Origin of the sequence: Citrobacter sp. S-77, from assembly GCF_963864895.1 — a bacterium.
In the GTDB taxonomy this organism is placed as follows: domain Bacteria; phylum Pseudomonadota; class Gammaproteobacteria; order Enterobacterales; family Enterobacteriaceae; genus Citrobacter; species Citrobacter murliniae.
This window is the reverse complement of record NZ_CAWLWU010000002.1, coordinates 560,934-585,658: the sequence shown is the minus strand read 5'-3', so window position 1 is coordinate 585,658 and position 24,725 is coordinate 560,934. Positions and strand designations below refer to the sequence as shown.

Sequence of the window (24,725 nt, the reverse complement as noted above, 5' to 3'; positions counted from 1 at the left end):
GTTGGAAGGTTCTTTTTTAGCTGAGGCGTTGGGGGCCAGCGCGGATCCCCTGTCGCTGGCTTATCCAGACAGGGATGCTAAACGCGGCTTGAGAAGTAAAATGTGCATACGTCACGCGACTTACGGTCGCTGGCGGTCGGCCTTCTTGCGTCAGCATCGCGCTGAGCGTATTCAGCAAAGCAAGATGATGCGCCTGAATTGGCAAGGGCTCTTCGGCAACGGGAAGCGCCTGAGGGGCCATGGCAAAAGATAGGTGGCGAATGACCGTACGGATAGCATGCTGATGCCAATAATCGACGGTAAAATTCGGACGACGATTAGTCGCTTCCAGCAATGCGAGCTGGCTAAAGTTAACCTTAGCTGATTGCTCGTGATTACTGGCTGTCGCTTTTGCGGGAGTATTAGGTTCAGCAGTATTACCGAGCGCAGGCAGGCCAAAACTCGCCGCGACCATCCCCAACAGGAGATGCGGCCAGAAGTACCGTCTGCCTAACTGTCGCCATCGCGTCAGTATTCCACTCACGTTATTGCCACCTGATATACCCTGAATTTGGGGTTATGAATTCAAAACTTTTTTTGCGCACAAATCTTATCATTAAAGTGTACGCTCCACAGCAGTAATGACGATAAGTCACAGCTAAATATGCTTAAGAAAGCAGCGAACGCACTGTATTTTAATGTCGTGACAGAGAAAAAATTGCATCGGGAAAGGTAGTGGTCAATCAATACAATAAAAAAACGACTGGCTCATCTGGCCGGAGAGAGTGCCAGATTTACCAGTCGAATTTATACGACAGCTTGTGTCGTTACGCCAGTACGGTCGAAGGTGCTTTGAACGCCAACGGCAGTTCTGCATCGTCCTGGAAGGTCACAAATTCCCAGGCTTCCTGTTTTGCCAGGACGGCCTGCAACAATTTGTTATTCAATGCATGACCGGATTTATACGCGGTAAATGCACCAATAATATTGTGACCACACATGAACAAGTCACCAATCGCGTCGAGCATTTTGTGACGAACGAATTCATCTTCAAAACGCAGACCGTCTTCGTTCAATACGCGATAATCGTCAACAACGATGGCACAATCGAAGCTGCCGCCCAGGCACAGGCCACGGGACTGCAGATATTCGATATCACGCATGAAACCGAAAGTACGCGCGCGGCTAATCTGGCGCATGAACGCATCCGCAGAGAAGTTCATCGCATAGCGCTGTGTACTGGAGTCAATCGCCGGATGGTTAAAGTCGATGGTAAAGTCCAACGAGAAACCATTGTACGGTTTGAATTCAGCCCACTTGTCGCCATCTTCGACACGAACAGTCTCTTTGATGCGTACAAATTTTTTGGCGCAGTTCAGTTCTTCAATACCTGCATCAAGCAGCAAGTAAACGAACGGAGCAGCACTGCCATCCATGATCGGGATTTCCGGGGCATTAACCTCAATAACAATGTTATCGATACCTAAGCCCGCCAGAGCAGCATTCAGGTGCTCAACGGTTGAAATCCGTACATCATGCTCATTGACCAGACACGTACAGAGCATGGTATCACGCACAGATTTGGCATCGGCCGGGAAATCTACCGGAGGATTCAAGTCGGTGCGACGATAGATGACCCCGGTGTTTGCCGGCGCAGGGCGTAATGTCAGGGTGACTTTTTTGCCGGTATGCAAACCGACGCCAGTCGCCTGAACGATACGTTTAAGAGTCCTTTGTTTGATCATCGTATAATCTCGCCAAATTACCTATCCAACCGAAGTGTACTATACATTCGGTGGGCCAGTTTAGCACAAAGAGGCACAATTCCCAAATTCCAGCTAATTCTTAATCAGCTTGCTTACGCAGGAATGCGGGGATATCCAGATAATCCGGCTCTTTGGTGGTCTGCGGCGTATTGTCGTTTACCACTTTTGCTACCGGTTTCTGTTCTTGCGTCAACGGTGCCATACCGTGCTGCTGGTAACGATCCATTACTGGTTGCTGTACCTGCTTGTTGGTCACCAGAGTGATTTCAGGACGCTTGTCCATACCAATTCCAGTGGCAACAACGGTGACGCGCAGTTCGTCGTTCATATCCGGGTCCAGAGAGGTACCGATAACCACGGTCGCGTTATCCGATGCAAATGCACGGATGGTGTTACCTACAGTTTCGAACTCATCCAGACGCAGGTCGAAGCCCGCAGTAATGTTGACCAGCACGCCACGCGCACCCGACAGATCGATGTCTTCCAGCAGCGGAGAAGAGATAGCCATTTCAGCCGCTTCTTCTGCACGGTCTTCACCGCTCGCCACACCGGAACCCATCATCGCGTAGCCCATTTCGGACATCACTGTGCGCACGTCTGCAAAGTCAACGTTCATCAGACCCGGACGGGTGATCAGTTCGGCGATACCCTGAACTGCGCCTTTCAGCACATCGTTCGCTGCACCAAACGCGTCCAGCAGAGAAATACCGCGTCCCAGCACTTTCAGCAGTTTATCGTTCGGGATAGTGATCAGAGAGTCCACATGTTTGGACAACTCAGTGATCCCCTGCTCCGCGAATGCCATACGCTTCTTGCCTTCGAAGTTAAAAGGCTTGGTGACGACAGCAACGGTCAGAATACCTAAATCTTTTGCTACTTCAGCTACCACTGGCGCTGCACCGGTTCCGGTACCGCCACCCATGCCTGCTGCGATAAACACCATGTCTGCGCCGTCAAGCGCTGCACGCAGAGCTTCACGATCTTCATCTGCCGCATTGCGACCGACTTCCGGGTTTGCACCCGCGCCCAGACCCTTGGTGATGCCGCTACCAATCTGAATGGTCTGTCCAACCGCCGTCTTACGCAACGCCTGAGCGTCGGTATTCACCGCGAAGAATTCAACACCTTCGATGCGCTCGCGCACCATGTGTTCAACGGCATTACCGCCGCCGCCGCCGACGCCGATGACTTTAATCACCGCGTCATTGGTTAGTTCCATAGGTTCAAACATAGTTTCTCTCTCCGTTGTGCCTGTCGCCTGAGGCCGTAATATTTGCCAGCCTCATAAAAATTAGAACTCTTTTCTCAGCCAGCTATTGAGTCGTTTGATCCACGAGCCAACCGATGCCGTAACGCGTTTTTCAACTTCAGCCTCACCACTCAAATGGGATTCTTTCCCGTAGTGAAGCAGCCCCACAGCCGTTGAATAATACGGCTCCTGGGCATAATCTGTCAGACCGGTGATATTCAGCGGTGCGCCAATACGCACCTGCGTATGGAACACGCGCTGAGCGCAGGCTGCAAGGCCTTCAATTTGCGCAGCACCGCCGGTTAACACAATCCCCGCCGCCAGGTGATGTTTCACACCCTGCTGGCGAAGCTGTTCCTGTAATTGCAATATCTCTTCGTTGACCAGGTTAAGCAGCTCGGTATAACGCGGCTCAATCACTTCTGCCAGGGTCTGACGCTGCAGACTGCGCGGCGGACGACCGCCCACGCTTGGCACTTCAACGCTTTCATCTTTACCAACGATAGAACCCAGTGCGCAGCCATGACGAACTTTGATGGCTTCAGCATCACTTGGCGGCGTACCAAAGGCGTACGCGATATCGCTGGTTACCACATTCCCTGCGTAAGGAATTACTTTGGTATGACGCAATGCCCCGCCAGTATAAACGGCGATATCCATTGTACCACCACCGATATCCACCACGCAGACACCCAGTTCACGTTCGTCTTCCGTCAAAACAGAATAACTGGCTGCCAACCCGGCAAATATAAGTTGGTCAACTTTCAGACCACAACGTTCAACGGCTTTAACAATGTTCTTCGCCATATCGTTGTGGCAGGTAATCAGATGAACTTTTGCCTGCATACGCACGCCGGAAAGACCCACCGGATTTTTAATACCTTCCTGGTAATCAATGGCGTATTCCTGTGGAATAACGTGCAAAACACGATGCTCATCGCGTACGCGTACGGATTTTGCCGTATGCACAACGTTTTCCACATCTTCCTGGGTCACTTCCTCTTCGGAAATCGGCACCATACCAATTTCATTCTGACAGCTAATATGTTTACCTGAAAGCGCCAGATACACCGAAGAAATCTGGCAATCCGCCATCAGTTCAGCCTGGTCAATGGCGCGCTGTACGCACTTCACCACTGACTCAAGGTCGTTCACCCCACCTTTATCCATACCTCGCGACGGGCAACTGCCCACGCCAATGATATTGACCATACCGTCGGGCAGAACTTCCCCTACTAAAGCGGCTACCTTCGCGGTGCCAATCTCCAGTCCAACTACCAGTTTTCTGTCCGTCGCCTTGATCATTGTTGTTCTGCCTGTGCCTGATTCTGTTGCTGATTAGATTCCTCAGGAGGCAAGGGAACCCAGCCTACTGCCGCTCCTGAGTCATAACGCAAATCAACGTAGCTAATCCGTTTGCCATCGGTTTGCGCCTGCTGCTGTAAAACCGGGTAAAGTTCCACAAAGCGAGCCAAACGTTTTATCGTATCGCCCCTGCCCAGATTGAGCTTAATATCGTTATTCAGCGTCAACTGCCAGGAACGACGAGCGGTCATCGCCGCTTCCTTCAGGGTGAATCTATCCTTAGCCAGCACCTGCCCCATATCGCGGAACCCTTGCAACACTTCATTTGCGCTGCCTTCCGGGCCATACAACATAGGTAATACCTGCTTGTTAGCTCGACCAGCCGGTATACTGAACGTATTTCCTTCAGCATCCACCATATGCTGGTCATTCCAACGCGCTATCGGCACATATTCAACCAGATGAATCTTCAATTCATCGGGCCACTGCTTTCTGACACTCGCCTGTTTAATCCAGGGGAGGCGTTCAATTTGACTCTGGATGATGTTCACATCCTGAGTCATAAAGGTTCCAGGTGCGCCTAGCGCCAGAATGGACTGACGAATATCGTCATTGCGCGTGTAATGCCGTTCACCGGTCAATACCAGCTTCGACAAAGGCAAACGCTGCGCATCTTCCATCCATCCCAACACCACCCAGCCGCTCACAAACACGGTGCACAGCACTGTCAGCAGAAACAGTATTCCTGCAAGACGCGTTCCATTATTGCGGCGTGAGGAGAGAACCTCTTCTTCATCACCGTTTCGCGTGTTCAGCGCAGCCTGCGACATATCAGTCCGCCAACTCCAGAATTCGTACCACCAACTGCGAGAAACTTAAGCCCGCCTGACGCGCCGCCATGGGCACCAGACTATGGCTGGTCATACCCGGAGAGGTATTCGCTTCCAGCAGATAAAACTGACCATCGCTGTCCAGCATGACGTCGATGCGTCCCCAACCTTTACAGCCCAACGCAGTCCATGCTTTCAGGACTAATGCCTGTAAAGCCGCTTCTTGTTCGTCTTCCAGACCAGCGGGACAGAAATATTGTGTCTCATCAGACAGATACTTCGCCTCATAATCATAGAAGGTTCCCGCCGGTTGGATACGTATTGACGGTAAAATTTCTTCGCCAAGTATCGCAACTGTGAATTCCGGGCCACTTAGCCATTTTTCGATCAGTACTTCTTCATCATGCTGAAAAGCCAATGCTAATGCACTCTGCAAAGCATTTTCTTCTTCAACTTTTGACATCCCCACGCTGGAGCCTTCGCGGCTTGGCTTAACAATAAGCGGTAAACCTAGCGCAGAGATTTTCGTAGCCACTTCATCACCAAGCCCTTTTTCGAACTCAGCGCGGGTCAATGCGACCCACGGCGCAACGGGTAAGCCTGCGCCCTGCCACAGCAACTTACTGCGCAGTTTGTCCATCGAGATAGCAGAAGCCATGACCCCACTGCCGGTGTACGGCAGGCCAATCAGATCCAACATGCCCTGCAAGGTGCCATCTTCACCGCCACGGCCATGTAACGCAATAAACACCTTCTGAAAGCCCATAGATTTCAGAAGAGTGACATCAATCTCTTTTGGGTCAATCGGGTGTGCATCCACACCACCTTCACGTAATCCGGCCAGTACAGCTGCACCAGAATTCAGCGATACTTCTCGCTCTGCGGAGGTTCCTCCCAACAGGACCGCAATTTTATCAGCCATGTTGTTCTTCCTCCGGGTTTTGCGGCTTCAGTTTGATTTCAGCTAAGGAACGCGCGATTTTGCCGATATTTCCAGCGCCTTGCACCAAAATCAGATCGTTTCCGGTTAATACCGGTGCCAACATTTCCGCCACCTGAGCCGGATCGGACACTAAAATAGGGTCGATCTTACCGCGACCACGGATAGTACGGCACAGTGAACGACTGTCAGCACCAGGAATCGGCGCTTCACCTGCAGCATAAACATCCAGCATCAGCAGCGTGTCTACTTGAGTCAGTACGTTGGCAAAGTCATCGTACAGATCGCGGGTACGCGTGAAGCGGTGCGGCTGAAACAACATCACCAGATTTTTATCCGGCCAGCCTGCACGTGCAGCTTTAATCGTTGCATCCACTTCCGTTGGATGATGCCCGTAGTCATCCACTAGCATCGCAGTCCCTGTTTTACCGTTTACCGGTTCAAGTGGGAATTCACCAAGGAAGTCAAAACGACGTCCGGTTCCCTGGAAACTTTCCAGCGCGCGTAGGATCGCCTCGTCTTCAATGCCCTCTTCCGTTGCCACGGCAACAGCTGCCGCCGCGTTCAGCGCATTGTGACGCCCTGGCGCATTCAACGTCACGCGCAGATCGGCCATCCCCTGACGCATCAGCGTGAAGTGCCCCTGTGGGCCAATCTGCTGATAATCTTCAACGCGTACGTCTGCGTCATCGCTAAAACCATAGGTCGTTGTCTGGCGACCTACGCGTGGTAACAATTCGCGGATCACCGGATCGTCAACGCACATCACCGCACGACCATAAAACGGCAAGTTATGCAGGAAATTAATAAAGGTCTGTTTTAAATTTTCGAAATCACCATGGTAAGTATCCATATGGTCAGCTTCGATATTGGTGACAATCGCCACCATCGGCTGCAAATGCAGGAACGACGCATCGCTCTCATCCGCTTCCGCAATCAAATAACGGCTATGCCCCAGACGCGCATGCACGCCCGCCGCTTTCACCAGACCACCGTTTACGAAGGTTGGATCCAGCCCCGCTTCCGCATAGATACTGGAAACCATCGCGGTCGTCGTGGTTTTACCATGCGTCCCGGCAATGGCGATGCCGTGACGAAAACGCATTAACTCTGCAAGCATCTCTGCACGGCGGATCACCGGGATACGTGCCTCGTGTGCCGCAACGATTTCCGGGTTATCTGCAGAAATTGCGCTGGAAACTACTACCACGCTCGCATCACGCACGTTTTCCGGACGATGGTTGAAGAAAATGGTGGCCCCCAGGTTGGTCAGCTGCTGAGTAACCGGATTCGGCGCTAAGTCAGAACCGCTAATCTGATAACCTTCATTGGCCAAAACTTCGGCAATACCGCCCATACCAGCACCACCGATGCCGACAAAGTGAATGTGCCGAACGCGACGCATTTCGGGCACGATGGAACGCAGTTTTGCCAATTGTTGTGTATTCATTCTTTACGCCATTAACTTCGAAATATCCTGTGATGCAAAAGGCATCACCACAATTACACCCGGGCAGCCCGACTGACTTCATTTGCCACACGCTCAGTGGCATCCGGTATGGATGCAGCGCGTGCACGTTCTGCCATGGTTAATAAAGTTTCTCGCGACCACCCGGAAAGGGTGCTTACGACGGCATCCACAGTAAACTGCGGCTGCTCTAAAATTTTTGCTGCGCCCGCTTTTTCCAGTGGAAGCGCATTCCAGTACTGTTGCCTGTCTTTGTGTTGAAACGGCACAAACAGCGCTGGTAAACCTGCAGCAGCAACCTCACTCACCGTCAGTGCACCAGAACGACACACGACGACATCCGCCCAGGCATAGGCTGCGGCCATATCGTCAATAAACTCGGTGACCTTATGCTGCGGCTGCCCCGCTTCGGCGTAAGCCTGTTCAACGGTTTGCTGTGCGCCTTTGCCGCTCTGATGCCAGATAGTCACCGCGTCACCAAGTTTTGCGGCAACCTGCGGCAGCGTCTGATTCAGCACTCGCGCGCCCTGAGATCCACCAACAACCAGCACGCGAACCGGGCCTTCACGTCCGGCCAGACGAACCTTGGGTAACGGCAACGCCAGCACATCGGTCCGCACCGGGTTACCCACCACTTCCGCTTTAGGGAAGGCGCCAGGAAATGCCTGCATGACCGTCGTTGCAATCTTCGCCAGCCATTTATTGGTCAATCCCGCGATGCCGTTCTGTTCGTGCAGCACCACCGGAATACCTAACGACCAGGCTGCCAGCCCACCGGGACCTGACACATAACCGCCCATACCGAGCACCACGTCAGGTTTAAACTGCTTCATGATGGCGCGAGCCTGACGCCAGGCATTAAAAATACGTAATGGCGCAGCCAGCAATGCTTTAATGCCCTTTCCACGCAAACCGGAGATGCGAATAAAGTCAATTTCAATGCCATGCTTCGGCACTAAGTCCGCTTCCATACGATCGGCGGTGCCGAGCCAACGAACCTGCCAGCCCTGGGCCATTAAATGGTGGGCGACAGCCAGCCCCGGGAACACATGCCCGCCGGTACCGCCCGCCATCACCATTAACCGCTTCGGTTGACCACTCATCGTGCACCTCGTGTAAACGCCTGGGCTTTTTCCAGACGCGTTTCATAATCAATACGTAACAAAAACATGATGGCTGTCGACATGATCAACAAACTGGAACCACCATAACTGATCAGCGGCAGCGTCAGACCTTTCGTTGGCAGCATACCTGCTGCCGCGCCGACGTTGACCAGCGCCTGAAAACTGAACCAGATCCCGATGGAGCAGGCTAAGAAACCTGAAAAACGGTGGTCAATTTCCAGCGCCTTACGACCAATCGACATCGCGCGAAAAGCGACGAAGAATACCATTAAAAGTGCCAGTACCACACCGATATAACCCAGTTCTTCCCCAATAATGGCGAAGATAAAGTCAGTGTGCGCTTCCGGCAAATACTCCAGTTTTTGTACTGAATTACCCAGCCCCTGACCCCAAATCTCACCACGTCCGAAAGCCATCAAAGATTGCGTCAGCTGGTAACCGCTGCCAAACGGATCTTCCCATGGGTTCCAGAAAGAGGTTACACGGCGAATACGATACGGCTCCGCGAGGATCAGCAGCACCACCGCCGAAATCCCCATACCGATGATGGCAATGAACTGCCACAACTTAGCCCCGGCAAGGAACAACATCGCCAGCGTAGTGACAAATAGCACCACTACCGTTCCGAGGTCAGGCTGTGCCAGCAGTAGCACGGCCAGCACCAGAATCACGCCCATCGGTTTTAAGAAGCCGCGAAGGTTGTTACGTACCTCATCAACTTTACGCACCAGATAGTTGGCGAGATAACAGAACAGCGACAGCTTAGTAAATTCCGCAGGCTGAATACGCAGCGGTCCCAGTGCGATCCAGCGTGATGCCCCGTTAACGGAGCTACCAACCACCAGCACGATCAGCAACATGATAATCGACGCGATCAGCATTGTGGTGCTGTACTTTTGCCAGAATTCCATAGGCAGACGCAGCGTAACCATGGCCAGACAGAACGCCAGAAAAATGTACAGTGCATCACGCTTGGCGAACAGGAAGGGATCGCCCGCCAGACGTTGCCCCACAGGCATTGACGCAGATGTGACCATGATAAAACCGATCGCTGCCAGACCGAACGTCAACCACAACAGCATACGGTCGTACATGATCAGGCTATCCGCGTCTTTGTCACGCGAAGCCATCACCCAGCCTTTAAGTGCCGCGAAGATCCACGCCAGGACACCAAATCCTGGTAAGCGCGGCATTCTCAGACGAGGGAGAGATAATCGCATCAACCCAACTCCTTCGCCAGGCGGGTAAAGACATCGCCTCGTTGTTCAAAATTCTTGAACTGATCAAGGCTGGCACAAGCTGGCGACAACAGCACCATATCACCCGGCTTCACGCGGGGAGCGAGCAAACGCATCGCCTCTTCCATCGTTTCAGTCTGTTCGGCGATGTCCGGACGCAGTGCCGCCAGCTGTCCACCATCTCGCCCAAAGCAGTACAGACGCACACGATCACCGTGCAAATAACGCTCCAGTGAAGAGAAATCTGCTGATTTTCCATCGCCACCGAGGAGCAGATGCAAAGTGCCATCAACATGTAGTCCATTCAACGCGGCTTCAGTACTGCCCACATTGGTGGCTTTCGAGTCGTTGATCCACCGCACGCCGTTATGATCCAGTACCAGTTGGAAGCGGTGCGCCAGACCGGTGAATGTCGTCAGCGCTTTCAGACTAGAGGCGCGAGGCAGACCCGCTGCATCAGCCAGCGCCAACGCCGCAAGTGCGTTGGTATAGTTATGCTGACCGGAAAGAGTCATCTCTTTCACGTTCAATATTTTTTCACCCTTCACCCGCAGCCAGGTCTCCCCTTGCTGACGGTTAAGGTGATAATCGCCCATATTGACGCCAAAGCTCACACAACGCTCATCGGCGCCACGAACCGGCATGGTTAACGCATCATCTGCGTTTACGACGCAGACTTTCGCGTTCTCATAGACGCGCAGTTTGGCGGCACGATACTGCTGCAACCCAAACGGATAGCGGTCCATATGATCTTCAGTAACGTTCAAAATGGTTGCTGCCACGGCCTGCAGGCTGGAGGTTGTCTCCAGTTGGAAGCTGGAGAGCTCCAGAACATACAGTTCACGTTCAGCGTCCAGTAGCATGAGTGCGGGTAAACCAATGTTGCCACCCACCCCCACGTTCACACCGGCCGCTTTCGCCATCTCGCCAACTAATGTGGTAACCGTACTTTTACCATTGGAGCCAGTAATCGCGACGATCGGTGCCTGCGCTTCACGGCAGAACAGTTCTATATCGCCGACAATTTCAATACCCGCATCCGCGGCAGCGCTTAACGAAGGATGCGCCAGGGCAATACCAGGGCTGGCGACGATTAAATCCGCAGCCAGCAGCCAGTCATCATTCAGACTGCCGACATGACGCTCAACTGCTTCAGGTAATTTATCCAGGCCCGGCGGTGTCGCACGGGTATCCATTACGCGCGGCGTTACACCACGCGCGAGGAAGAAATCTACGCAGGACAACCCGGTCAAACCCAGACCGATAATGACGACTTTTTTACCCTGGTAATCAACCATGATTAACGTACCTTCAGCGTTGCCAGGCCAATCAGCACCAGCATCAGCGAAATAATCCAGAAGCGCACAATCACGCGCGGCTCCGGCCAGCCTTTCAATTCATAGTGATGATGAATCGGCGCCATTCGGAAGATGCGCTGTCCACGCAGCTTGAAGGAACCAACCTGCAAAATAACCGACAGGGTTTCTACCACAAATACGCCACCCATGATCACCAACAGGAATTCCTGACGCAGCAGCACAGCAATAATGCCCAGCGCGCCACCCAGTGCCAGCGAACCGACATCGCCCATAAAGACCTGAGCCGGATAGGTGTTAAACCACAGGAAGCCAAGGCCCGCGCCCACAATCGCCGTACAGACGATCACCAGTTCACCGGCATGGCGCAAATAGGGAATATGCAGATAGCTGGCAAAGTTCATGTTACCGGTCGCCCACGCCACCAGCGCAAATCCGGCCGCGACGAACACGGTAGGCATAATCGCCAGACCATCCAGACCATCGGTCAGATTAACCGCATTACCGGTACCAACAATGACGAAATACGCCAGCAGGACATAGAACAGACCCAACTGCGGCATCACATCTTTAAAGAACGGCACCACCAGCTCAGTTGCCGGAGTATCTTTCCCCGCCAGATACAGCGCGAACGCAACACCTAACGCAATCACCGACATCCAAAAGTACTTCCAGCGGGCTATCAGGCCCTTGGTGTCTTTACGCACGACTTTGCGGTAATCATCTACGAAACCGATAATGCCGTAGCCAATCAGAACCACTAACACGCACCAGACGTAAGGATTCGATGGATAGGCCCACAGCAGAACGGAGATGACAATCGCGGTGAGGATCATAATGCCGCCCATAGTCGGCGTACCGCGTTTACTGAAGTGTGATTCCGGGCCGTCGTTACGAACGACCTGACCAAAAGACATTTTTTGCAGACGGGCAATCATGCGCGGGCCCATCCACAAAGAGATGAACAGCGCGGTCAGCAGGCTGACGATGGCGCGAAACGTCAGATAGGAAAAGACGTTAAAGCCGGAATAATATTTGACCAAATGTTCGGCCAGCCAAACTAACATGTTCCATTCTCCTGTAATGCGCGTACTACCTCTTCCATAGCGGCACTACGTGAACCCTTCACTAAAATCGTCATTACCTGATGCTCTGCAATCAGCGTTTTAAGATGCGCGGTCAGCACGGTTTTATCCGCAAAATGCTCGCCAACCCCGCTGGCATCGCTAATTGCCTTGCTCAGTTTCCCTGTACTCAGTACACGGTCAATGCCTGCCGCTTTCGCTGCTTCACCTACCTGTACGTGGCATGCTTCACTTTCCGCACCAAGCTCTGCCATATCCCCCACCACCAGCACACGGTAGCCCGGCATTTCGGACAGAACCTGTACCGCCGCGGTCATCGAACCAACGTTCGCGTTATAGGAGTCGTCCAGCAGCAGCTGATTTTCAGCAAGTTGAATCGGGAACAGACGCCCCGGCACTGCTTTCAGATCCTTCAGACCGGTTTTAATTGCCTCATGCGTAGCGCCAACTGCCATTGAGAGCGCGGCCGCAGCCAATGCGTTGGCAATGTTGTGGCGGCCCGGTAATGGCAGCAGGACATCAATGCTGCCCACAGGCGTTTGCAGAGAAAACTCAGTACCGTGCGAGGTGATATGAATGTTGGTTGCAGAAAAATCGCTGTTGGCCGCATTCGGGGAAAAGCGCCAGACTTTGCGATCGCCAATAACGTTCTGCCAGTTCAGCCAGTCGTTGTTATCAGCATTCATAATGGCAATGCCGTTCGCCGACAGACCGGTAAAGATTTCGCCTTTGGCTTTGGCCACACCCGCAAGCGAACCAAACCCTTCCAGGTGAGCCGCAGCAAGATTGTTAACCAGCGCAGCTTCTGGACGCGTCAGACCGACAGTCCACGCGATCTCACCCTGATGATTGGCGCCAAGTTCAATCACGGCATAGTCATAATCGTTGTTTAACCGCAGCAGCGTCATTGGTACGCCAATGTCATTATTCAGGTTGCCAGCCGTGTACAGGGTATTTCCGCACTGGCTCAGAATAGAAGCGGTCATCTCTTTGACAGACGTTTTACCGGATGAACCGGTCAGCGCTACCACGCGAGCCGGAACTTGCGCGCGAACCCACGCTGCCAGCTCACCGAACGCCAGTCGCGTATCCTTCACAATCAATTGCGGCAAATCGATTTCCAGCGGACGGCTAACCAGCAGTGCGCCAGCCCCGCTCGCTTTTGCTTGTTCAGCAAAATCGTGAGCATCAAAGCGTTCGCCTTTCAGCGCCACAAACAAACAGCCCGGCGTGACTTTACGCGTATCGGTTGTAACTGCATCCAGGGTCAGATCGGCCCCTTTCAGTTCGCCTCGGAGGATCTCCGTCAGTTGGCTGAGGGTTACGCTAATCATGCGATCACCCCCAGCAAGCGGGCTGCCGTAACACGGTCAGAGTAGTCAAGGCGATGAGACCCGACGATCTGGTAATCCTCGTGACCTTTCCCTGCCACCAGCACCACGTCGTTTTCTTTCGCCTGCATGATGGCGTTTGTCACCGCTTCAGCGCGCCCTTCCATCACCTTCGCATGCCCGGCATCCAGCATCCCCGCCAGAATGTCGTTAATGATGGCGCGTGGTTCTTCGGTGCGCGGGTTGTCGTCCGTCACCACGACTACATCAGCAAACTGCTCTGCAATAGCCCCCATCAGCGGGCGTTTACCTTTGTCACGATCGCCGCCACAGCCAAAGACGCACCACAGTTTACCGGCACAGTGTAGACGTGCTGCCTGCAACGCTTTTTCCAGCGCATCCGGCGTGTGGGCATAATCAACCACCACCGTGGTTTTGCCCGGCGCGCTGAACACTTCCATACGTCCACAAACCGGTTGCAGGCGCGCAGCCGTTTTCAGTAATTCTGCTAACGGATACCCGAGCGCCAGCAGCGTTGACAGCGCCAGCAGCAGGTTGCTGACGTTGAATGCCCCCATCAGGCGGCTTTCAATTTCACCGTCGCCCCACGAAGAAGTGAAACGAATTGTCGCGCCGCTGTCGTGGTAATTCACGTCTACTGCTTTCAACCAACGTCCGTGACAGTTAGAGTTGATATGGTCTTCCATCGAAACGGCAACCGCATCAGGCAGTTTTGCCAGCCAGCGACGACCAACTTCATCATCGGCATTGACGATGGCCTGACCGCAATGATGGGTGGAGTACAGCAGCCATTTAGCCGCTTCGTAATGCTCCATATCGCCGTGATAGTCGAGGTGATCACGACTTAAATTGGTAAATACCGATGCGGCAAATTTCAAAGCCGCCACGCGATGCTGAACCAGACCGTGGGACGAGACTTCCATTGCTCCAAACGTTGCACCCTGCTCAACCAGTCCCGCCAGCACGTGCTGAACGTCAACAGCTGAACCGGTGGTATTCTCGGTCGGGATCACTTTGCCCAGCAGACCATTGCCTACCGTGCCCATCACTGCACTGGTCTCACCAAGCAGCTGACTCCATTGCGCCAGCAGTTGGGTGGTGGTGGTTTTACCGTTGGTCCCGGTCACACCGACCAGGCGCATATTCTCAGATGGCTCGTGGTAAAAGCGGCCCGCCAGTGCAGATAAACGTTCATTAAGCTGGCTAAGATAGATTACTGGCACACCGTGCATTTCACGGATTTCACCGTCGGTTGCCTCGTCTTTTGCCTCTGCAATTATGGCAGCTACACCTTGCGCTATCGCCTGCGGGATATATCGACGCCCGTCCGCCTGATGACCTACCACTGCCACAAAGAGATCCCCCGATGCAGCCACACGGCTGTCGAGTGTCATCTCCCGCAGTGCTCGCTCCGGTGCACCCGGCACCCATGGAGCAAGAAGGTCGCGCAAATTACGATCTGCCACCTGTTGCCTCGCCTTGATTATTCACAAATTCATTTTTATCGCTCGTTGCCAGCGCATCCGGTTCGATGTTCATGGTACGCAGTACGCCCCCCATGATGGCACCAAAGACCGGCGCGGAAACGGCGCCACCGTAGTATTTACCCGCCTGCGGATCGTTGATAACAACAACCAGCGCGAAGCGCGGCTGACTCGCAGGCGCAACACCTGCGGTATAAGCAATGTATTTATTGATGTAGCGGCCATCCGGCCCTACTTTTTTCGCCGTACCGGTTTTAATAGCGATGCGATAGCCTTTAATCGCCGCCTTCACGCCGCCGCCGCCAGGCAGCGCGACGCTTTCCATCATGTGCACCACGGTGCGTACGGTCGACTCCGGGAAGATACGTTCGCCCGGAACAGGAGGATCAACTTTGGTAATCGACAGCGGACGATAAACGCCATAGCTGCCGATGGTTGCGTAGACTCGCGCTAACTGTAACGGGGTTACCATTAGCCCATAGCCGAAAGAGAAGGTGGCCCTCTCTATGTCAGACCACCGTTGTTTTTGAGGATATAAGCCACTGCGTTCTCCGACCAACCCCAAATTGGTCGCTTTTCCCAGCCCAAAACGTGAGTAAGTATCTACTAACGCTGAGGACGGCATCGCTAACGCCAGCTTGGAAACACCGACGTTACTCGACTTCTGCAAGACCCCGGTGAGGGTCAATTCGCTATAACGCGCCACGTCTTTAATTTCGTGACCATTAATTCGGTAGGGAATAGTGTTCAGTACGGTATTTTCGCGAACCACACCGCGCTGCAGTGCCGTCATCACCACCATCGGTTTGACGGTAGAACCCGGCTCAAACACGTCAGTGATGGTACGGTTACGCATTGCATCCTTCGGCGTACCGGTGAGGTTGTTTGGGTTATAAGAAGGGCTATTCGCCATCGCCAGCACTTCACCCGTGTTAACATCGACTAACACGGCGCTGCCCGATTCTGCTTTGTTAAAGGCAACAGCGTTGTTCAGTTCGCGGTAGACCAGCGCCTGCAAGCGCTCATCAATACTTAATGCAAGATTATGCGCCGCCTGGCTATCGGTCGACGAGATGTCTTCAATAACACGGCCATAGCGATCTTTACGCACCACACGCTCGCCAGGTTGACCGGTGAGCCATTTATCAAAACTCTTCTCAACGCCTTCAATCCCCTGGCTGTCGACGTTGGTGAAACCGATGAGGTGAGCGGTCACTTCCCCGGAAGGGTAGTAACGACGGGATTCTTCACGCAAATGGATCCCCGGTAGCTTCAGTTTCTTGATGTAGTCAGCCATGTCAGGGTTGACCTGACGTGCGAGGTAGATAAAACGCCCTTTCGGGTTAGCGTTAATTCTGGAGGCCAGTTGATCAAGCGGAATGTTCAACGCAGTCGAAAGCGCTCTCCAACGTTCACCAACGCTAACGCCGCCCGCATCATGCACTTCTTTTGGATCAGCCCAGATAGCCTTAACCGGCACACTCACCGCCAACGGACGTCCTGAACGGTCGGTAATCATACCGCGCGATGTGGAAACTTCCTGGACGCGCAGAGAGCGCATGTCGCCCTGGCGCACCAGCATGTCAGGCGCGATGATTTGCAGCCAGGCAACGCGCCCCAGCAGGAACCCCAGCGCCAGCAAAATACAACCGCACAGTAACGCAAAACGCCAACTGATAAAGTTGGCTTGTTCTTCCTGGCGTTTTGGTTTGTGCGTCTTTGCCGCTGCTTTCATGCGTCGCGTTTATCCTTATTTTTGTACTACGATATTTTCTTGTGAGGGATCAACATGCTGCATTTGCAGTTTTTCCGTTGCGATCCGTTCAACACGGCTATGGTCGCCGAGCGCGTTCTCCTCAAGGATCAGGTTGCGCCATTCAATATCCAGCGCATCTCGTTCCAGAACCAGTTGTTCGCGTTGCGCGGTCAGTAAGCGCGTATGGTGCGCTGTTGTTACGACGGTGACCGCCGTCAAAATAATGCAAATGAACAAGCAGAGTGGCAGCTTCCCAAACCGCAAAAGATCGTCACCGATCACGCCAGGCAAGGCATGGCGCTCGTTGCTTCCTATCGATCCTTTAACTTTGCTGAGGGCTTCTGTCACTCTGCTGATCATGCGTTCGTCCTCTCTGCAATACGCAGAACTGAACTACGGGCACGAGGATTTTCAGCTACCTCTTCTTCACCCGGCATCAACTTGCCTAGTGCTCTCAACTCACGGCCGCCCAACTTTTTGATCTGCGCTTCCGTCATCGGTATTCCAGCCGGAACCTGCGGACCGCGGCTTTGTTCACGCATGAAGCGTTTTACAATACGGTCTTCGAGCGAGTGGAAACTGATGATTGAAAGCCGACCACCTGGTGCCAGCACGCTGAGCGAGCTTTTTAGCGCCTGCTCTATCTCCTCCAGTTCACTGTTCACCCATATGCGCACCGCCTGGAAGGTACGGGTCGCGGGATGTTTAAATTTGTCTTTTACCGGCATTGCCGCCGCAATCACTTCCGCCAGCTCTTTAGTACGAGTCATCGGTTCAATGCGGTTACGCTCCACGATGGCGCGGGCAATGCGCTTGCCAAAGCGCTCCTCACCAAAGGTTTTAATCACCCAGGCAATATCAGCTTCATCGGCGGTTTGCAGCCACTCGGCGGCAGACTGACCACGTGTTGGGTCCATACGCATATCTAATGGACCATCACGCATAAATGAAAAGCCGCGTTCAGCATCGTCAAGCTGCGGTGAAGACACGCCAAGATCAAGGAGGATTCCATCGATCTTGCCGGTAAGTCCGCGCTCAGCTACATATTCAGCCAGCGCAGAGAAAGGTCCATGAATGATGGAGAAACGGGGATCGTTAATGGTCTGGGCAACGGCAATAGCCTGCGGATCGCGATCGATTGCCAGCAAACGTCCCTCTTCGCCGAGCTGCGAGAGAATTAAACGTGAGTGACCACCGCGACCAAATGTCCCGTCAATGTAGATGCCGTCTGGACGAATATTCAGGCCGTTTACGGCTTCATCCAGCAACACCGTTGTATGTTTATAATTTTCCATCATCTTATAGAGACAAATCCTGCAATCGTTCCGACAGCGCGCCAGTAACAGACTGCTCAGCGTCGATATCTTCCCTGACCTGTTGATACCAGGTCGTTTCATCCCACAGTTCAAACTTATTGAACTGCCCAACCAGCATCACTTCTTTCGTCAACCCTGCATGTTGTCGCAGAATGGGGGCAATCAGTAATCGACCAGCGCTGTCCATCTGACATTCGCTGGCATGCCCTAACAGTAAGCGCTGTACGCGGCGCTCAACCGGATTCATGCTCGACAGGCGCGATAACTTCTGCTCGATAATTTCCCATTCAGGCAGGGGGTACAGCAGCAGGCACGGGTGATGGATGTCAATGGTACAAACCATTTGACCGGCAGCACTCTCGAGCAGTTGATCCCGATAACGGGTAGGCACAGATAAGCGCCCTTTACTGTCGAGATTAACTAACGTTGCTCCCCGGAACATGCCAGCCTCACCCCCGATTACCACTTTATCCCACAAATTCCCACTTAAAGGAGTTTACGGAGCGGAGGAAAACCTTGTCAAGCAAGTCACGGCGCTTAGCGGAGCAAAAAACCCAATGTTTACGGCTAATATCAGCGTTGAACAGATTTCGTACAGCAAACGAAGCAAATTAACGTCATGAATATTTGTAAGAAAAAGATCCAACAACTCATCACTGTTTAAAACAACTCAATATCATCTAAAGAAAATATAAAGTGTCAGTTTGCGACGCGAGCGGCATTTTAGGACAATATGCAGCGAGATAACAGTGCCAGTTAATCGGTCTGTACGCCCCGTACGACAGAGATATACGAGAATTATCTGCAATAAAGAAGCAAAGTGTTTGTTAATTCGGCAATTCCACACAAGCATGTAACAAAATAATACAACAGTAACGCGTCGTTACGTATCAATAACCCAAAAACAGACGGCAGTATTTTAAATCGAGGTAATTAAGAAATGAATTTCAGATAATTCTAAAGAATATTCTTAATTATAATGAGGTTATTTCTGATAATTGATATTTGATAGCGCCAGAAGGGTATCCTACCGGCGCATACTGCAGAGGAGACTTAGCTGCGGCTGAGAATACCGCGACGATACAGATTACGTTTAATGCGTGTGAGTCCTGGTTTTGGCTTACGCGGCTCATCCAGGCTGGCTAGCACGATTTCCAGTACGCGTTCGGCAACATCACGATGGCGTTGCGCGACTGCCAACACCGGACATTGTAGGAAATCGAGTAGTTCATGATCGCCAAAGGTAGCAATGGCTAAATCTGACGGTAATTGCCCATCGCGGCGTAGTGTCACGTCCATCACCCCCTGCAACAGGGCAAACGAAGTGGTAAACAGCGCCTGAGGCATAGGGTGCGTTTCCAGCCATTTATCAAACAACTGTGCGGCGGCCTCCCGCTCATAGCTGTTAGCGTACAGGAAATTCACTTCTCGCGGGTCATCCTTCCAGGCGGTACGAAAACCCTGCTCACGTAGGAAACTCACGGATAATTCAGGGAGAGCCCCCAGATAGAGCACGTTTTCAGCCGGAAATTTACGTAATTCCTCAGCCAGCATTTCTGCATCATCCTGATCAGCCCCCACAACACTGGTGAAATGCTCACGATCCAGTGCACGGTCTAACGCCACGATAGGGAATGAGCTATTTGCCCAGCGCTGGTAGAACGGGTGCTCAGGAGGCAAAGACGTTGACACAATGATGGCATCAACCTGGCGTTGTAAAAGATGCTCAATACAGCGCATTTCGTTATCCGGCTGATCTTCAGAGCAGGCTATCAGCAGTTGATACCCACGCTGTCGTGCCTGGCGCTCCAGGTAGTTTGCAATCCGGGTATAACTTGTGTTCTCCAGGTCAGGGATCACCAACCCGATAGAACGTGTGCGTCCAGCACGCAGCCCGGCTGCCACAGCATTTGGGTGGTAATTATGCTCGCGCACCACTGCCATGACTTTTTCAACCGTCTTGTCGCTTACGCGATATTGCTTTGCTTTGCCGTTAATAACGTAGCTTGCAGTCGTTCGCGAAACGCCGGCCAGCCGAGCGATTTCATCCAGTTTCACAATTGCCCCTTGCGTAAAATGTACAAACCATAACCTTTGAGATGGCATGGGTTAAATTTATTAACATCTAAGCGCAGAATAATGACTGCGGCAACCGCTTTTGTCTCTGGTTACTGCTGATTTCGCAAAAAAAAGCCCAACCGCTACTGTCAGGCTTGCGAATTAAGAACATGGTCATGATTAGCGCATAATTTTATCGCCGCGAGAGAGACCCACAACACCTGAGCGAGCAACCTCGACGATCTTTGCGACTTCACGTAATGTCGCCAGGAACGCATCCAGTTTATCGCTGGTGCCAGCCAGTTGTACGGTGTAAATAGACGGCGTGACGTCAATGATTTGCCCACGGAAAATTTCCGTGTTGCGCTTCACCTCTTCCCTGCCGTATCCGCTGGCCTGAATTTTCACCAACATGATTTCTCGTTCAACATGGGCGCCCTGTCCCAGTTCACTCACACGCAGGACATCCACTAGTTTGTGCAGTTGCTTTTCAATTTGCTCGAGGACTTTTTCATCCCCTACAGTCTGGATCGTCATCCGCGATAAGGTCGGATCGTCCGTGGGCGCGACTGTCAGGCTTTCGATGTTGTAACCGCGCTGGGCGAAGAGACCTATCACACGCGACAATGCACCCGACTCGTTTTCCAGCAATACCGATAATATCCGGCGCATAATCAGGTCCTCTCCGTTTTGCTTAACCACATTTCATCCATACCGCCCCCACGAATCTGCATTGGATAAACATGCTCACTGCCATCAACGGTAACATCGACAAACACCAAACGATGGTTGCGCACATGCTCCAACGCTTCAACCAGTTTGCTCTCCAGTTCGTTTGGATGGTTTATCTGGATACCAATATGCCCATAGGCTTCAGCAAGGCGGACGAAATCAGGCAGCGACTGCATATAAGACTGCGAGTGCCTTCCGGAGTAGATCATGTCCTGCCACTGTTTGACCATACCGAGGTAGCGGTTGTTAAGATTGAGTACCAACACTGGCAGTTCATACTGCAGCGCTGTCGACAACTCCTGGATATTCATCTGAATGCTGCCATCGCCGGTCACACACACTACCGTTTCATCAGGTAGCGCCATCTTGACACCTAACGCTGCGGGTAAACCAAATCCCATCGTGCCAAGACCACCGGAGTTAATCCAACGGCGTGGTTTATCAAACGGGTAGTAAAGTGCGGCAAACATCTGATGCTGCCCAACGTCCGAGGTCACATACGCATCCCCTTTCGTTAACTGCCAGATAGTTTCAATCACAGCCTGCGGCTTAATACTTTCACTTTGGGTGTCATATTTCAGGCACTGACGGGCGCGCCATTGCTCAATCTGTTGCCACCAGTCACGGTTATCATCCAGTGGTTGCTGCGACTTCTCCTGCGCCAGCAGCTCCAGCATCTGATCGAGCACCAACCGGGCATCACCAACAATAGGAATATCCGCCGTCACTGTTTTCGAAATTGAAGTAGGGTCGATGTCGATATGCAACACGGTCGCATGCGGGCAATATTTTGCCAGGTTATTGGTCGTGCGATCGTCAAAACGAACACCGATGGCAAAAATGACATCAGAATGATGCATGGTCATATTTGCTTCATAAGTGCCGTGCATTCCCAACATGCCCAACGCCTGACGATGCGTTGCCGGAAACACGCCTAACCCCATCAACGAAGACACAACGGGCAGGTTAAGTGCTTCTGCAATCTGCCCCAGTTGCTCGTGACAGGCCGCATTCACTGCACCGCCACCAACATACACCACCGGTTTTTTGGCTGCTATCAGCGTTTGCAGTGCGCGTTTTATCTGCCCTTTATGCCCGGTGGTTGTAGGATTATACGAACGCATACTTACCGATTCCGGCCAGCTATAAGGTAGTTTCTTCGCAGGATTCAGAATATCCTTCGGTAAATCCACCACCACTGGACCTGGACGGCCGCTTGCCGCCAGCCAGAAGGCTTTTTTCAATACCTGCGGGATGTCCTCTGTTTGCTTTACGAGGAAGCTGTGCTTCACCACCGGGCGGGATATGCCGACCATATCGCACTCCTGAAAGGCATCATAGCCAATCAGAGAGGTTGCAACCTGCCCGGAGAGGATCACGAGTGGTATGGAGTCCATATAAGCCGTTGCAATTCCTGTAATCGCATTGGTAGCTCCTGGTCCCGAAGTGACCAGTACGACGCCCACTTCTCCCGTGGCTCGCGCCAGGCCATCGGCCATATGTACTGCAGCTTGTTCATGGCGGACCAGCACATGATCAATTCCACCGACCGTATGTAGTGCATCATAGATATCAAGGACTGCCCCCCCGGGATAACCGAATACCTGCTTCACACCCTGGTCGATGAGCGATCGGACGACCATCTCGGCTCCAGACAACATCTCCATGGCTTGCCTCCACTCTTATAATGAATAACGGTTTAACAACACATTAACCGCTGACGATGACGCATGGCAATTCGCACCGACGTGGTGGCATTACAGCGAATAAGAATAAAACGGAGGAAAGAGTCGAATAAACGGAGAATTAAACCAGTAGAATTAAGTGGAATGATAAATAATCGCTTAAAAATGGGAACTTACAGCGATTACTCTATTTTTTTACATTTCAGAACAAATGTAAAAAGAGGAATTCAGCATAAAATTTCAAATAAAAAGAAAAAAGCAGAATAAACCAGATATGACATCGAATTTATTCTGCTATACCCAATGGATTTCGAGTCGCATTGAGGCGGCAAGCCCGTGACACGTTCGTCTGAAACGAATATAAACAGCCAAAGACTGCATCTGGGGAGGGACAGAGATGCCTCCTCATTCCCCCAGCAGCATAGATAACAATGTGGCTGGGGAGACAAAGCTGCTTGAAAAACAAAGGATATAAATGCTACTTCTTGCAGACGGAAACTAACAATTCTTCCATCCATTTATGTCCTTTATCCCGACCTGCTGCTTCATGCCAGGAAAGATAACATGTGCGACTGTTCAATTTTAATGGTAAAGGCAATACCTGCAGGTCTAAAGACTCTGAAAACTCTTCTGCTAACCAGCGCGGTGCAATGGAGACCAATTGGGTTTGAGAAACAATATTCAATACACTTATTAATGCCATTCCCTGATAAGCAACGCAGGATTGTTTATCCGGTGTGTCGTACCATGGTTGGCTAAATGAAGCAAAGCGGTCAAGAGAAACCACAGCATGTTGCTCATTATAGACATCACTTTCCAATAATGGACCACTTATGCGTGGATGTTTTTTGCTCGCTACCAGCACCATTTCGTCATTGAACAACGGTATGCTTGTGAATTCAACCCGGCGGAATTCTTCATAACTAATAACAAACTCTGTTTCCTGATAGCGCAATTGGTGTTCTGTATTTTGATTAAGTGAAGATTTAAATACGACATTAATATTAGGCGCTACATCCTCAACTCGATTATAAATCAAGGATGTCAGAATATTATCCAATGGGCTACATACGCAGAGGTTGAAAACACGCTCGCTGATGGCAGGTTCAAACCCCGATCCTGGCAATTCATTCTGCACCAATTGTAACGCCTGACGAACTGAACCAAATAGCTGGAAAGCCCTTGCTGTCGGCTGAATCCCTCGCCCATAACGAACAAAGAGCTCATCATTAAACATGACCTTCAGACGCGCAACTGCATTACTGACCGCAGGTTGTGACATCCCCAGAGAATGTGCAGCACGTGTAATGTTCTGTTCTTGCATAACCGCATCAAAGACGGTTAATAAATTAAGATCAACCATGCGAAGCTGCGGTTTCCCAATATCTATAAGATTGGATTTATCTATTATTTTTACTTCTGGCATAATTAACTCCACTGTCACTCTAAACTCCCTTTTCCCCAGACGGAGTGAATAATCTCCGATAATATGATTTACCATACATATAGAATGAGAAAAAGAGAAAACATTAAAATTAGGAAAACATAAAGGCACTAACCTAAATGAACATAAAAACAATGCGAGCGCAGTGTGGCAGATGTCACTGCACGATGATTCATATGTTTTAATTTCATAAACAATATAACCATAAGCATGACGAATGTACAATCATACACACAGTGAATACGTAATTAAGATTTAATTAAATATTTATATTTTTAATAAATTAATGATTAACATTAATTTATCAATTATTTGTTACCACCTTTGCCACACCCATTCAGAGTTACTATAAAAATAGATAAATCATAAAGATAAAAAATCCTTTACCGACACACCTCTTCATCTGCTCCATTACAACAATTGAAAATAATTATGCTTAAACATTTCAAATAATGAAAAGTATGTACGCCGCATACTGATTTATTTTATACAAACATAAAAATTCAGCACAATTCGCTCAAACATGGAGAGGTATTTCTCTCTGAACGGAGGGATTTGCAGTGAGCAGGGTTGACATCAGACTTCATATCCAGTACCA

Annotated in this window: 22 protein-coding genes; 1 reads left to right on the top strand and 21 read right to left on the bottom strand. The window is 51.5% G+C overall.

From position 1 onward, the window contains the following. Positions 1-16: 16 nt before the first annotated feature. The 20 genes from secM to ilvI form a co-directional block, all read right to left on the bottom strand. A complete protein-coding gene (secM, locus tag AACS05_RS03420; RefSeq protein WP_045439828.1) occupies positions 17-523 on the bottom strand; it encodes a secA translation cis-regulator SecM in 507 nt (168 codons plus the stop codon). Positions 524-806: 283 nt separating this feature from the next. After that, positions 807-1,724 carry a UDP-3-O-acyl-N-acetylglucosamine deacetylase gene (gene lpxC, locus AACS05_RS03415; RefSeq protein WP_045439825.1) on the bottom strand — a complete coding sequence of 306 codons (918 nt, stop codon included), beginning with the start codon at positions 1,722-1,724 and terminating at the stop codon, positions 807-809. 100 nt (positions 1,725-1,824) lie between these two features. Then, on the bottom strand, positions 1,825-2,976 hold the full coding sequence (gene ftsZ / locus AACS05_RS03410; RefSeq protein WP_003018753.1) for a cell division protein FtsZ: 1,152 nt from the start codon (positions 2,974-2,976) through the stop codon (positions 1,825-1,827). Between the two features lie 60 nt (positions 2,977-3,036). After that, positions 3,037-4,299, bottom strand: a complete 1,263-nt coding sequence (ftsA, locus tag AACS05_RS03405) for a cell division protein FtsA (protein WP_003018755.1) — start codon at positions 4,297-4,299, stop codon at positions 3,037-3,039. Then, positions 4,296-5,129, bottom strand: coding sequence for a cell division protein FtsQ (gene ftsQ, locus AACS05_RS03400; RefSeq protein WP_045439820.1), 834 nt, complete (start codon positions 5,127-5,129; stop codon positions 4,296-4,298). The genes ftsA and ftsQ overlap by 4 nt, the downstream gene beginning before the upstream one ends. Position 5,130: 1 nt before the next feature. Beyond that, positions 5,131-6,051: a D-alanine--D-alanine ligase gene (locus AACS05_RS03395; protein ID WP_045439818.1), complete on the bottom strand. Its 921-nt coding sequence runs from the start codon at positions 6,049-6,051 to the stop codon at positions 5,131-5,133. Then, positions 6,044-7,519 (bottom strand): UDP-N-acetylmuramate--L-alanine ligase, encoded by a 1,476-nt coding sequence (gene murC, locus AACS05_RS03390; RefSeq protein ID WP_045439815.1) that lies wholly within the window; start codon positions 7,517-7,519, stop codon positions 6,044-6,046. The genes AACS05_RS03395 and murC overlap by 8 nt, the downstream gene beginning before the upstream one ends. Before the next feature lie 53 nt (positions 7,520-7,572). Then, positions 7,573-8,640, bottom strand: coding sequence for an undecaprenyldiphospho-muramoylpentapeptide beta-N-acetylglucosaminyltransferase (gene murG / locus AACS05_RS03385; RefSeq protein ID WP_045439812.1), 1,068 nt, complete (start codon positions 8,638-8,640; stop codon positions 7,573-7,575). Then, positions 8,637-9,881, bottom strand: a complete 1,245-nt coding sequence (ftsW, locus tag AACS05_RS03380) for a cell division protein FtsW (RefSeq protein WP_045439809.1) — start codon at positions 9,879-9,881, stop codon at positions 8,637-8,639. The genes murG and ftsW overlap by 4 nt, the downstream gene beginning before the upstream one ends. Further along, positions 9,881-11,197 carry a UDP-N-acetylmuramoyl-L-alanine--D-glutamate ligase gene (gene murD, locus AACS05_RS03375; RefSeq protein ID WP_045439806.1) on the bottom strand — a complete coding sequence of 439 codons (1,317 nt, stop codon included), beginning with the start codon at positions 11,195-11,197 and terminating at the stop codon, positions 9,881-9,883. Before murD ends, ftsW begins: the two co-directional genes overlap by 1 nt. Before the next feature lie 2 nt (positions 11,198-11,199). Then, positions 11,200-12,282, bottom strand: coding sequence for a phospho-N-acetylmuramoyl-pentapeptide-transferase (mraY, locus tag AACS05_RS03370; protein WP_045439803.1), 1,083 nt, complete (start codon positions 12,280-12,282; stop codon positions 11,200-11,202). After that, on the bottom strand, positions 12,276-13,634 hold the full coding sequence (murF, locus tag AACS05_RS03365; protein WP_045439800.1) for a UDP-N-acetylmuramoyl-tripeptide--D-alanyl-D-alanine ligase: 1,359 nt from the start codon (positions 13,632-13,634) through the stop codon (positions 12,276-12,278). The genes mraY and murF overlap by 7 nt, the downstream gene beginning before the upstream one ends. Next, the gene (murE, locus tag AACS05_RS03360) at positions 13,631-15,118 is read right to left on the bottom strand and encodes a UDP-N-acetylmuramoyl-L-alanyl-D-glutamate--2,6-diaminopimelate ligase (protein WP_045439798.1); all 1,488 of its coding nucleotides are present in this window, start codon (positions 15,116-15,118) and stop codon (positions 13,631-13,633) included. Before murE ends, murF begins: the two co-directional genes overlap by 4 nt. Continuing rightward, entirely contained in the window at positions 15,105-16,871 is a 1,767-nt protein-coding gene (gene ftsI / locus AACS05_RS03355) for a peptidoglycan glycosyltransferase FtsI (protein WP_045439796.1), read from the bottom strand. Before ftsI ends, murE begins: the two co-directional genes overlap by 14 nt. Positions 16,872-16,886: 15 nt before the next feature. Next, on the bottom strand, positions 16,887-17,252 hold the full coding sequence (ftsL, locus tag AACS05_RS03350; protein WP_000625651.1) for a cell division protein FtsL: 366 nt from the start codon (positions 17,250-17,252) through the stop codon (positions 16,887-16,889). Further along, entirely contained in the window at positions 17,249-18,190 is a 942-nt protein-coding gene (gene rsmH, locus AACS05_RS03345; protein WP_045439790.1) for a 16S rRNA (cytosine(1402)-N(4))-methyltransferase RsmH, read from the bottom strand. Before rsmH ends, ftsL begins: the two co-directional genes overlap by 4 nt. Before the next feature lies 1 nt (position 18,191). Then, positions 18,192-18,650: a division/cell wall cluster transcriptional repressor MraZ gene (gene mraZ, locus AACS05_RS03340; protein WP_045439788.1), complete on the bottom strand. Its 459-nt coding sequence runs from the start codon at positions 18,648-18,650 to the stop codon at positions 18,192-18,194. A gap of 611 nt (positions 18,651-19,261) precedes the next feature. Then, positions 19,262-20,266, bottom strand: coding sequence for a catabolite repressor/activator (gene cra / locus AACS05_RS03335; RefSeq protein ID WP_045439785.1), 1,005 nt, complete (start codon positions 20,264-20,266; stop codon positions 19,262-19,264). 180 nt (positions 20,267-20,446) lie between these two features. Beyond that, complete coding sequence (gene ilvN / locus AACS05_RS03330; RefSeq protein WP_003829566.1) at positions 20,447-20,938, bottom strand: acetolactate synthase small subunit; 492 nt, start codon at positions 20,936-20,938, stop codon at positions 20,447-20,449. 2 nt (positions 20,939-20,940) lie between these two features. Next, positions 20,941-22,665, bottom strand: coding sequence for an acetolactate synthase 3 large subunit (gene ilvI / locus AACS05_RS03325; protein WP_071828890.1), 1,725 nt, complete (start codon positions 22,663-22,665; stop codon positions 20,941-20,943). Between the two features lie 63 nt (positions 22,666-22,728). Here ilvI and AACS05_RS03320 point away from each other — a divergent pair, with 63 nt between their 5' ends. Beyond that, the gene (locus AACS05_RS03320; protein ID WP_144243044.1) at positions 22,729-22,950 is read left to right on the top strand and encodes a hypothetical protein; all 222 of its coding nucleotides are present in this window, start codon (positions 22,729-22,731) and stop codon (positions 22,948-22,950) included. Positions 22,951-23,161: 211 nt separating this feature from the next. Here the strand turns inward: AACS05_RS03320 and leuO are convergent, their stop codons facing one another. Further along, a complete protein-coding gene (leuO, locus tag AACS05_RS03315) occupies positions 23,162-24,109 on the bottom strand; it encodes a transcriptional regulator LeuO (RefSeq protein ID WP_045439772.1) in 948 nt (315 codons plus the stop codon). Between the last annotated feature and the right edge of the window lie 616 nt (positions 24,110-24,725).

Coding starts and splice junctions, on each gene's coding strand:
- ftsA (WP_003018755.1), bottom strand. CDS start 4,299: ATGATCAAGGCGACGGACAGAAAACTGGTAGTTGGACTGGAGATTGGC.
- ftsZ (WP_003018753.1), bottom strand. CDS start 2,976: ATGTTTGAACCTATGGAACTAACCAATGACGCGGTGATTAAAGTCATC.
- murD (WP_045439806.1), bottom strand. CDS start 11,197: ATGGTTGATTACCAGGGTAAAAAAGTCGTCATTATCGGTCTGGGTTTG.
- rsmH (WP_045439790.1), bottom strand. CDS start 18,190: ATGATGGAAAATTATAAACATACAACGGTGTTGCTGGATGAAGCCGTA.
- ftsQ (WP_045439820.1), bottom strand. CDS start 5,129: ATGTCGCAGGCTGCGCTGAACACGCGAAACGGTGATGAAGAAGAGGTT.
- ftsI (WP_045439796.1), bottom strand. CDS start 16,871: ATGAAAGCAGCGGCAAAGACGCACAAACCAAAACGCCAGGAAGAACAA.
- lpxC (WP_045439825.1), bottom strand. CDS start 1,724: ATGATCAAACAAAGGACTCTTAAACGTATCGTTCAGGCGACTGGCGTC.
- leuO (WP_045439772.1), bottom strand. CDS start 24,109: ATGCCAGAAGTAAAAATAATAGATAAATCCAATCTTATAGATATTGGG.
- AACS05_RS03395 (WP_045439818.1), bottom strand. CDS start 6,051: ATGGCTGATAAAATTGCGGTCCTGTTGGGAGGAACCTCCGCAGAGCGA.
- ftsL (WP_000625651.1), bottom strand. CDS start 17,252: ATGATCAGCAGAGTGACAGAAGCCCTCAGCAAAGTTAAAGGATCGATA.
- mraY (WP_045439803.1), bottom strand. CDS start 12,282: ATGTTAGTTTGGCTGGCCGAACATTTGGTCAAATATTATTCCGGCTTT.
- mraZ (WP_045439788.1), bottom strand. CDS start 18,650: ATGTTCCGGGGAGCAACGTTAGTTAATCTCGACAGTAAAGGGCGCTTA.
- murC (WP_045439815.1), bottom strand. CDS start 7,519: ATGAATACACAACAATTGGCAAAACTGCGTTCCATCGTGCCCGAAATG.
- murF (WP_045439800.1), bottom strand. CDS start 13,634: ATGATTAGCGTAACCCTCAGCCAACTGACGGAGATCCTCCGAGGCGAA.
- ilvI (WP_071828890.1), bottom strand. CDS start 22,665: ATGGAGATGTTGTCTGGAGCCGAGATGGTCGTCCGATCGCTCATCGAC.
- AACS05_RS03320 (WP_144243044.1), top strand. CDS start 22,729: ATGGCAATTCGCACCGACGTGGTGGCATTACAGCGAATAAGAATAAAA.
- ilvN (WP_003829566.1), bottom strand. CDS start 20,938: ATGCGCCGGATATTATCGGTATTGCTGGAAAACGAGTCGGGTGCATTG.
- ftsW (WP_045439809.1), bottom strand. CDS start 9,881: ATGCGATTATCTCTCCCTCGTCTGAGAATGCCGCGCTTACCAGGATTT.
- murG (WP_045439812.1), bottom strand. CDS start 8,640: ATGAGTGGTCAACCGAAGCGGTTAATGGTGATGGCGGGCGGTACCGGC.